This window comes from Desulfonatronovibrio magnus (assembly GCF_000934755.1).
GTDB classification, from domain to species: domain Bacteria; phylum Desulfobacterota; class Desulfovibrionia; order Desulfovibrionales; family Desulfonatronovibrionaceae; genus Desulfonatronovibrio; species Desulfonatronovibrio magnus.
The window spans coordinates 1-7,968 of record NZ_JYNP01000112.1 but is presented as its reverse complement, the minus strand read 5'-3'; the positions used below and the strand labels follow the sequence as shown (position 1 = coordinate 7,968).

Sequence of the window (7,968 nt, the reverse complement as noted above, 5' to 3'; positions counted from 1 at the left end):
AAGGCCCCTGGCAATGACCCTAAAGCCTTCCGGGTGTTTGTTGTTGTCAGCCGCCAGGTACTTCTTGATTCGCGTTTTTCCACTGCTATCTGCGCTCCTGTTTATTCAGCTTGCCATGGGCTTTCCACCCAGGTCCACATAGGAATAGAAAATGGACTGAAACATGAGAGCAGTATCCATTGTGATGAGCTGGTCAGTATTCCCAAACGCATGCTTAGCGACTTTATCGGATCACTGAACCTGGAGCAGATGAAAAAACTTGATCAGGCACTGGCCATTGCTCTTGAACTGGACTAAACGAAAAGGTGTTCCTGGTTCTGCGGCTGCGCCGCTGTTCCTGGTTCTTCGTTCTTAGTTCCTGGTTAACGAAGAACGAAGAACTAAGAACGAGGAACAATCTATTCTGGCAGCACGGTCTGCTCATATTCCACCCTCTCCATACCGGGATAACTTTTCCTTAGCCGTGAAACCAATCTTCTTTTTCGGCTGGGCTTCGTCGGCCAGAAGCTGTTCCAGGGTTTAAAAAACGATCTGGAACCTCCCGTCTGTCTCCTGCCGCAACCCCTCAATTTCCCGACGCAGGTCAGCGCTGTAGAGGACAGCAAAGACACTTCCAATTCAATAAAGGCCATTGAGGGATATTTGGATCGCCACCTCTTTTTAAGGTCACAAATTGTGACCTTAAATTCATAGTTCCCTGATTTGAGGTATCAGACGCGTTCCTGGTTATTACAACGACCAAATATATAAAACATACCCCCTCAAATTACCAGCCATAGCGCTAACAGTAATGCTTTTCTAAATATCCAACAATCTGCTCTGACGGCCTTGGCCATTCTGCAGGCCTTGGAGTATAGCGTATAGCCATGTCCAGAAAAGAATTCAGATTATGATTATCATAACCCCACAAAACAGCATTTTTTCCAATACCGTCGGAACGTTCTGTTTTTCAGCGAAGTATCAGGCATGGCTTGTCAAGATAAGCGCATTCCTCCTGGATACTTCCCCCGTCAGACAAAACCATTGAGGCATTGCGCATCAGAGCAGAAAAACTGACCTAATCCTGCATTCCAATTACTTCAACATTCGTTTCCAGTCTGTTTTTGAGTCCGAACTTTTCCAGATATCTTCGAGTTGGTTTATGCACGGCAAACACCACATTCATATCCCGGGCAACCCTGTTCAAGAGATTTACAACAGACAACAAATTAGACTTCCTGGTGATGGTTTCAAAACGATGGCAGGCAGCGAGTGCATAAGGAGCAGATGGTATCTTAACCTCAGTCTTTTGTTCAGAGGATAGCCGCAGGGCATCCACAACAGTATTACCTTCAATACCTTCAACCATGCCACGCACCTTCATTTTTTTTAAATTTTCCATGGCTTCCAGAGAAGGAGCAAACAAGATATCGCATCGATTCATACAGTAAACCCTGATGATTTCTTCAGGAAAAGGATGCAAAAAACTGTAGCTGCGCAGCCCCGCTTCAATATGTGCAACATCTAAACCGGCAGCTTTTGCCATTTTCAGACCGAGCAAAGTGCTCAGAGTGTCACCATGAACAAGACATATGCCTTGTCCTGGAAAAACTTTCTCCTTTAACCATTTCTTCTGGAAAACACTACTCATGCCGAGACTAAACATCCATTTTGCAGCAGATATCATGGTGGTGACATCTCGCCCCTCTTTGTTCAGGCAAATATCCGGTTCTCTGATATTGAAACCTTTGCGCAAGGTAGAGGTAAATTCAGCATGCTGGCCACTGTCAATGTATCTGTAGGGAATGTCCTTTTTATCCATAACAGCCATCACAGGGGCCATTTTTATGAATTGCGCTTTTGTTCCTATAAAGAAGTGAATCACGACATATGCCTCACAAGTGCGAATACTGCCGATCGTTTAAACTGGATTGTTCTTTAACCTTGTCTTTCTTGCCAAACCTGCAATGTATTCAACAAGAACTTTCAAACCAAAAATGGACATCCCAAAAAGTATTGGCCTTAAGGGAACTGAATAACGCGGAAAAGGTGCGCCAATCATATGCACTGCTGTGAAGTAAATCAAAAGAAGAGCGCACAGCTGGACTGCTGTCTGATCATATCGTAACTCAGGGGATCCCCTTCTAGGCGCAAGCCAGACAGCAATAGAACCTCCAGCAGCCAGCAAAATGACTAATGGATGAAGAAAAATCATTATGATACGAGTGACGATGAATTCACTTTTGGTATCATAAGGTGTTGAAGCTACAGGATATACAAAAACATCGCCTTGACCCTGAACAATGCTCCAAGACCAGAAGGCATTGGGCTTGTCAATAATAAACCATTTCAAATGTCTTCCAGGTTCTTCCTTAAAACGTCTTAGAATTTCTCTTAAAACCGAACCTGTGCTTTTGCTGATTTCAGAGGAATCCGGATCAAACCGATAAGGAAATCCATAGCTATGAGGCACGCCTTCATAAGTGAAATCTGGATACATACCATGATGAAGGAAATTAATTGTCAGCCGATCATCACTGAATTTGTCGAGGGTTACGATATTACGGGCTACCCAAGGTCCAAATGCCAGCAAAAATCCGAGCAGAAGAAAGAGAAATTGCTGGGTTCCTCTTTTCCAGCCTGCTTTTGCAAGAAAAAGGATTAAGAGAAAGAGTGGGAAGTACTGCACAACAGGACGCACCAGACATGCAAGCCCAAGTATTAATCCCGGTAAAAACAGCCAGGCTACATGTTGCTTTTTCAAAGCTAAAATCATGCAAAGCAAGAACACAATTATTAGAAAGCTGAACAGCGTTTCAGTAAGGACGTAACTGTTCATAGCAATAAGATGAGGGCTAAAGGCTGTTAGTAAAGCGGCACCAATAGCCCAGTAAAAATTACCCAGCATGATACGAAAAAGATAGAATGAAGCCAGCAAAGTTAGCATGCTGACCAAGACTTGAGACAAGAGTACTTTGTCAAGAAAATCTAATGTTGGAGGTCCGTCAATAAAAGATAGCAGAAAGAGAGGATACCCTGGGGTACGGATTGCGTCAGGTCTGATTTTATCAGCATCAACATCAAAACAGTGACGGGAATAAACATTATTATACTTCATATTGTATGCATAGCAGAAGTAGTCTCCAGCGTCTGATCTTAATGGTGCAATGACTCCAGTTTCACTGACGGAAACTAATCGCAAATGCAATCCTGCGAGCATGACCAGGATCACAATCAACCACCCAAGACATTCAACTATTTTCCTGTTATTCATAAAAGTAACCTCATGTCATTTCCAGTCTGAAGGTGGTTTCTCAGGAAAAACAACGTATTTTCTCACCAAAAAATTGAGAACAACAACCAAACCGGAAGCAATCATCTTAGCCAGCAATACTCCTGTACCCCAGGCAGACAAAGCCATGGTAATGCTCATGTCAATAAGAGCTATGCCTGTAACCGCACTGAAATAAACTGCCTGTTCTGTCCAGGAGCCCCAGCGGATATTTTTTCTGAATAATAAATGCACGCACAGCCAATAGTTAAAGGCTGCAGCACCATAGAATGCTGCAAGGGCTGAAAGGCTGACAGGGAATAAATTAATCAGGAGCATGAATATTACAAGGTTAAATAGTGCGGCAAAACTTCCTATAAAAATATAAATTATAAACTGCACAGGCAGGGGGGAACTGTGAGCTCCGTAATGCAAAATGCAATACAGAGCACGGAGACCATCCTTCCAGTTGATCTTTTTACCCTCAGCATAAGTTCTGCCGTCATATGAAATTGGTGCTTCATAAACCCGACAGCGCAACTCAGATACCTTGGCAACTATTTCAGGCTCAAACCCGAAACGATTTTCCGCAATCTGAATTGATTGGATAATTTCTTTCCGGAAAATTTTATAGCATGTTTCCATGTCAGTAAGTCCCAGATCACTGAACATATTGGATAAAAAAGTCAGTGAACGATTCATCAGGCTATGCCAGAAGTACAATATCCTTCTTTCTCCTGAGTAAAGATATCGTGATCCAAAGACTACATCCGCTCTTCCTTCAACCAAAGGTATTATAAGCCTTCGAAGATCTTTCGGGTTATACTCCAGATCAGCATCCTGAATCCCGATAAAATCACCTGTTGCATGGGAAAAACCAGTTTTTAAAGCAGCCCCCTTGCCCTGATTTACTGAATGACGAATAACCTTAATATTGTTGTGAGTTCTGGCCAAATCTTGAGCAATTTGAAAACTTGCATCATCAGAACAGTCATCAACAATTATCAGCTCAAGTTCAAGATAATCATCTGATATGCTTTGAACTCTCTCAATGCAGGCTTTCAGTGTGTTCTCCTCATTGTAACACGGGATAACCAGGGATAGCTTAACAGGCTTGGTGTATGTATTATTTGTGAGCATATCAAAATTCGCTGACTGTCATTGTACTTTGTGGGCCAGGCAGGGGCCAGGTCTCTGAGACCAGCAAGTGTCTCTGATCAAGGGATAAGAAATTAACTTCCGTAACCAGCCTCTTTTTCTTTGGCGGTAAAACCAATTTTCTTCTTAGGTTTGGCATCTTCAGCTAAGAGATGATCCAGGGTTTCAAATAAAACTCGGAACTTTCCCTCGGTTTCCTTGCGCAGACTTTCTATTTCATTACGCAATTCCTCGTTATCCAGCACCAGATGTCTTAATTTTGTAAAAGCCCGCATGATCTGGATATTAACCTGGATTGCCTGGTCGCTGTTTAATACGCTTGAAAGCATGGCCACACCCTGCTCGGTAAAGGCAAAAGGCATCTTGCGAATTCCGCCCCATCTTGATGTCACAAATTGTGATTTCAAGTTTTCCCATTCTTCCCTGGTAATCTGGAACATGAAATCAGATGGGAAGCGCTTTAAATTTCGCTTGACAGCCTGCATCAGGACTCGGTGTTCTACTCCGTATAGTTCAGAGAGGTCATTACCCAACAGAACTTTATGCCCACGAATTACCAGGATTCGTCCCGCAATCACTTCAGGGACGTAAATATTTTTCTCTGTCATTGCTCATTACTCTGTATGCTTCTGTAACGGAACCATTGAGGTCTGACCCAGGGCTGCTCACGTAACCATTTCATATCATAGACGATACGCTGCAATTTTCATTGAAGGTATGCTAAAATTATATAGTTAACTGATATTGTTATCTTGAGAGTTCAAAGTTCCTGGTTCTTAGTTCTTGGTTGTAAGAAATAAAGTCAATAAATTTGGATAGATACCTGGTCTGGACCGAAAGATATTTTGATTTGCCAAAAAAGCCAATAAAAACAAAATATTACAAAAAAACTTTTTACTGTCCAGTTAACGAAGAACGAAGAACTAAGAACGAGGAACAATTTATGCTAGCAGCAAGGGCTGTTTATTTTCCACCCTCTCCAAATTGGGATAACTTTTCCTTAGCCGTGAAACCAATCTTCTTTTTCGGCTGGGCTTCTTCGGCCAGAAGCTGCTCCAGGGTCTGAAAAACGATCCGGAACTTCCCGTCGGTTTCCTCACGCAACTCCTCAATTTCCCTGCGCAGATCGGCGTTGTCCAGGATAATCTGCTTGATCCGAGTGAACGCTCGCATGATCTGGATGTTGATTTGTATTGCTCTCTTACTGCGAAGAACGCTTGAGAGCATGGCTACGCCCTGTTCAGTGAAAGCCATTGGTGGGTGCCGTAACCCCATCTTATCCACATTGGATATCACAAATTGTGATCTCCAATTATCAAGCTCCTGTTTTGACAATTCAAACATGAAATCGTCCGGAAAACGGTCAATATTCCTGCGAACTGCCTGCTTCAGCATTCTGGTTTCAACACCGTAGAGCTCAGCCAGATCACGATCCAGCATAACCTTTTGTCCACGGATATGATGGATCATGTCGGTGATGTTCTCTATTGGTATAATATCGCTCATGTAGTCAGTCCTTTCTCCCAACTTGAGGTCGCAAATTGCGATCTCAAGCTTATAATTCCCTGATTTGAGGTATCAGACGGGGAGCATTACAAGTTTTTTGAAAATGGATGGGGACAGTCCCGAAGCCAGGGACAGTCGCCCTCCGGGCTGTAAGCCTCCGGGCAGGAAGCCGTGCCATGCTGTAGTTTATAGCTTTTTACACAAAGATTGCCTTAACACACCCTATTCATATTTTGTTTCAAAAAACTCGTAATGCTTCCAATCAAACACGATCCTGGTTCTGCGGCTTCGCTGCGGCTGCGCCGCCGTTCCTGGTTCGTCGTTCCTTGTTCTTGGTTCTTGGTTCTGCGGCTTCGCTGCGCTGCGCGCGGTTCCTGGTTCGTCGTTCCTGGTTCCTGGTTAACGAAGAACTAAGAACTGTTCTTTGTTAACGACGAACGAGAAACTATTCTCGATCAAGCATGTTCTTGAAGGAGCATATTAACTAATGTTTCTGTAGATACTCCCTGGTGTTTGGCCTTCTTCCGTACTTTTTCAAGAACAGATTCTGCTACAGGAACAAGATAAACATGACGGTTAATATCAACATTAAACTGAGCATCTTCCATATAAATTTCGTAATCAGCAGAATCATGGCTTTCCCAGAAATCTGCGGCATCAGCGATTGAATCAAAAGATAAAGGCAACTCATCTCTATATTTTTTTTTCATTTTATTTGCTTTTTGCATATATTCTCCTTTCTTTTTCAGTCATATCGCGAGCTGATATCACCAGAGCTTCATGTGTTCGCTTATATATGAAAAAAACGACAAGGTATCTGCCAGAATCTGTCCTTCCAAGAGCCCTGTACTACGCTGCGCTAGGGTTTCTGGTTCGTGGTTCCTGGTTAACGAAGAACTAAGAACGACGAACGAAGAACGACGAAGTCAGGCAGTCATTTCCAGGCGGATTCGTTCAGCGAGCCTTGCAAGTTCAGAAGTCACAACTCAATACCCCTGGTCAGGATCGATTCCCTGACAGATGGTCGGCATGAATCCGGATCCACCAGATCGACTGTAAATTCCGGGCTAAGACCTGAAACTCTGGCTGCCGCGCGATAAAATAAAGCATCAGGTATTCCATACGCAGCCAGATCTATATCTGAATGTTCGGAAAAACCGGTATCCATGGCCAATGTGCCAAATAGAATAACTTTTTTTGCGGAATACTCCTTGCGTAAAAGCTCCGCAGCATGGTTTGCAAGCCGCATAGCCTCCTTTCTCTGTTTCTGCACTGATAAAGGATCAAGTATCTTATGTTTTGCAACACCTGACGAATAAGCAGTCCACTCTTGCCTGGTCATCTCCAAAGCTGTTTTCGTCATATTCCCTCCTTCTCAAGCAATGGGAGCTCTGCTTCTTGCATGTCCCGTGACCTGACTTTCATAAGCACCTCACGCTCCTGCACAGGCGGCTGACTGCGTTGGTTAATAAAAGAGAGCATTACGCGTTTCTGACAACCAGACAGGGGACAGTCCCGAAGCCAGGGACAGTCCCCCTCCGGGCTGTAAGCCTCCGGGCAGGAAGCCGTGCCAAGCCATGATAAAGCGCTTTTAACCCCAAAAAAGCTGTGACAAACACATCAATTTTTTCAGTTGTCAGAAACGCGTAACGCTCTCTTAATAAAGTCCTGGGTCATTCCGGGGCGGTCAAGCCAGTTGTCCCAGGCTTCACCGGCAGCTGTGATGATGCGGCAGCGCCCCATAGCTACTACAGGGAGCATTACCCGTTTGTAAACAGAACCATTTTGATGCTTGGGACAGGCACCCCGGCACTTATTTTTTATCGAGCAAGAAACAAATTAGAAAAATAAATGCCGGGAGAGCCAGTCCCTTTGCCAAGCATAAAGTTTCAGGCTTTGATCCGGTTTTGTCATTTACAAACGGGTAATGCTCCCCTACTACATCGACCCGCTTTACATGTTCTGGCAGGGCCAGGTCTTTGTCAAGAGGCACAGCCTGGGAGGGATTGTTCAAAAGCTCCTGGTTCTTGGTTTTAACGAAGAACGAAGAACGA

7 protein-coding genes and 1 pseudogene are annotated in these 7,968 nt (G+C 43.9%); 1 reads left to right on the top strand and 7 read right to left on the bottom strand.

Annotation, left to right across the window (positions count from 1 at the left end; all coding sequences use genetic code 11):
• Positions 1-297 (top strand): type II toxin-antitoxin system PemK/MazF family toxin (locus LZ23_RS10900; RefSeq protein ID WP_045214114.1); only part of this gene is annotated, 297 nt, incomplete at its 5' end.
• A gap of 652 nt (positions 298-949) precedes the next feature.
• Here LZ23_RS10900 and LZ23_RS10895 read toward each other — a convergent pair.
• The 7 genes and pseudogenes from LZ23_RS10895 to LZ23_RS10865 form a co-directional block, all read right to left on the bottom strand.
• Positions 950-1,801: pseudogene (locus tag LZ23_RS10895) on the bottom strand (UDP-N-acetylglucosamine 2-epimerase).
• Between the two features lie 99 nt (positions 1,802-1,900).
• Positions 1,901-3,253 carry an ArnT family glycosyltransferase gene (locus LZ23_RS10890; protein ID WP_045214111.1) on the bottom strand — a complete coding sequence of 451 codons (1,353 nt, stop codon included), beginning with the start codon at positions 3,251-3,253 and terminating at the stop codon, positions 1,901-1,903.
• 15 nt (positions 3,254-3,268) lie between these two features.
• Complete coding sequence (locus tag LZ23_RS10885) at positions 3,269-4,390, bottom strand: bifunctional glycosyltransferase family 2/GtrA family protein (protein WP_045214109.1); 1,122 nt, start codon at positions 4,388-4,390, stop codon at positions 3,269-3,271.
• Between the two features lie 92 nt (positions 4,391-4,482).
• Positions 4,483-5,016: an ORF6N domain-containing protein gene (locus tag LZ23_RS10880; RefSeq protein WP_045214107.1), complete on the bottom strand. Its 534-nt coding sequence runs from the start codon at positions 5,014-5,016 to the stop codon at positions 4,483-4,485.
• Positions 5,017-5,371: 355 nt separating this feature from the next.
• On the bottom strand, positions 5,372-5,914 hold the full coding sequence (locus LZ23_RS10875; protein WP_045214105.1) for an ORF6N domain-containing protein: 543 nt from the start codon (positions 5,912-5,914) through the stop codon (positions 5,372-5,374).
• A gap of 455 nt (positions 5,915-6,369) precedes the next feature.
• The gene (locus LZ23_RS10870) at positions 6,370-6,642 is read right to left on the bottom strand and encodes a CopG family antitoxin (RefSeq protein WP_045214104.1); all 273 of its coding nucleotides are present in this window, start codon (positions 6,640-6,642) and stop codon (positions 6,370-6,372) included.
• A 251-nt stretch (positions 6,643-6,893) separates the two neighbouring features.
• Positions 6,894-7,277 (bottom strand): nucleotidyltransferase family protein, encoded by a 384-nt coding sequence (locus tag LZ23_RS10865; protein ID WP_052507318.1) that lies wholly within the window; start codon positions 7,275-7,277, stop codon positions 6,894-6,896.
• Between the last annotated feature and the right edge of the window lie 691 nt (positions 7,278-7,968).